This is a genomic window from Streptomyces sp. NPDC107517, from assembly GCF_055582645.1.
In genome coordinates this window covers 1-1,865 of record NZ_JBVJPM010000094.1, presented here as the reverse complement: position 1 = coordinate 1,865, position 1,865 = coordinate 1, and the positions used below count along the sequence as shown (strand labels likewise).

Sequence of the window (1,865 nt, the reverse complement as noted above, 5' to 3'; positions counted from 1 at the left end):
AACACAGTGGACGCGAGCAACTGAGGACAAGCCCTCGGCCTATTAGTACCAGTCACCTCCACCCGTTACCGGGCTTCCAGATCTGGCCTATCAACCCAGTCGTCTACTGGGAGCCTTAACCCCTCAAAGGGGGTGGGAGTCCTCATCTTGAAGCAGGCTTCCCGCTTAGATGCTTTCAGCGGTTATCCTTTCCGAACGTAGCCAACCAGCCATGCCCTTGGCAGGACAACTGGCACACCAGAGGTTCGTCCGTCCCGGTCCTCTCGTACTAGGGACAGCCCTTCTCAAGACTCCTACGCGCACAGCGGATAGGGACCGAACTGTCTCACGACGTTCTAAACCCAGCTCGCGTACCGCTTTAATGGGCGAACAGCCCAACCCTTGGGACCGACTCCAGCCCCAGGATGCGACGAGCCGACATCGAGGTGCCAAACCATCCCGTCGATATGGACTCTTGGGGAAGATCAGCCTGTTATCCCCGGGGTACCTTTTATCCGTTGAGCGACGGCGCTTCCACAAGCCACCGCCGGATCACTAGTCCCGACTTTCGTCCCTGCTCGACCCGTCGGTCTCACAGTCAAGCTCCCTTGTGCACTTACACTCAACACCTGATTACCAACCAGGCTGAGGGAACCTTTGGGCGCCTCCGTTACTCTTTAGGAGGCAACCGCCCCAGTTAAACTACCCATCAGACACTGTCCCTGATCCGGATCACGGACCCAGGTTAGACATCCAGCACGACCAGAGTGGTATTTCAACGACGACTCCACAACCACTGGCGTGGCCGCTTCAAAGTCTCCCACCTATCCTACACAAGCCGAACCGAACACCAATATCAAACTGTAGTAAAGGTCCCGGGGTCTTTCCGTCCTGCTGCGCGAAACGAGCATCTTTACTCGTAGTGCAATTTCACCGGGCCTATGGTTGAGACAGTCGAGAAGTCGTTACGCCATTCGTGCAGGTCGGAACTTACCCGACAAGGAATTTCGCTACCTTAGGATGGTTATAGTTACCACCGCCGTTTACTGGCGCTTAAGTTCTCAGCTTCGCACACCCGAAAGTGCACTAACCGGTCCCCTTAACGTTCCAGCACCGGGCAGGCGTCAGTCCGTATACATCGCCTTACGGCTTCGCACGGACCTGTGTTTTTAGTAAACAGTCGCTTCTCGCTGGTCTCTGCGGCCACCCCCAGCTCGAGGAGCAAGTCCTCTCACCAGTGATGGCCCCCCTTCTCCCGAAGTTACGGGGGCATTTTGCCGAGTTCCTTAACCATAGTTCACCCGAACGCCTCGGTATTCTCTACCTGACCACCTGAGTCGGTTTAGGGTACGGGCCGCCATGAAACTCGCTAGAGGCTTTTCTCGACAGCATAGGATCATCCACTTCACCACAATCGGCTCGGCATCAGGTCTCAGCCTTAATGTGTGACGGATTTACCTATCACACGGCCTACACCCTTACCCCGGGACAACCACCGCCCGGGCTGGACTACCTTCCTGCGTCACCCCATCACTCACCTACTACAAGTCTGGTCCGTCGGCTCCACCACTTTCCTTTCCCCGAAGGGTCCGGAACGGCTTCACGGACTTAGCATCGCCTGATTCAATGTTTGACGCTTCACAGCGGGTACCGGAATATCAACCGGTTATCCATCGACTACGCCTGTCGGCCTCGCCTTAGGTCCCGACTTACCCTGGGCAGATCAGCTTGACCCAGGAACCCTTAGTCAATCGGCGCACACGTTTCTCACGTGTGTATCGCTACTCATGCCTGCATTCTCACTCGTGAACCGTCCACAACTCGCTTCCGCGGCTGCTTCACCCGGCACACGACGCTCCCCTACCCATCACGATCCCCGTTGGGGG

The 1,865-nt window shown here is 56.7% G+C and carries 1 rRNA gene; it reads right to left on the bottom strand.

The window, feature by feature from the left end:
• Positions 1 to 22: 22 nt before the first annotated feature.
• Positions 23 to 1,865 (bottom strand): 23S ribosomal RNA (locus tag ACZ67T_RS46255); the annotation flags it as partial.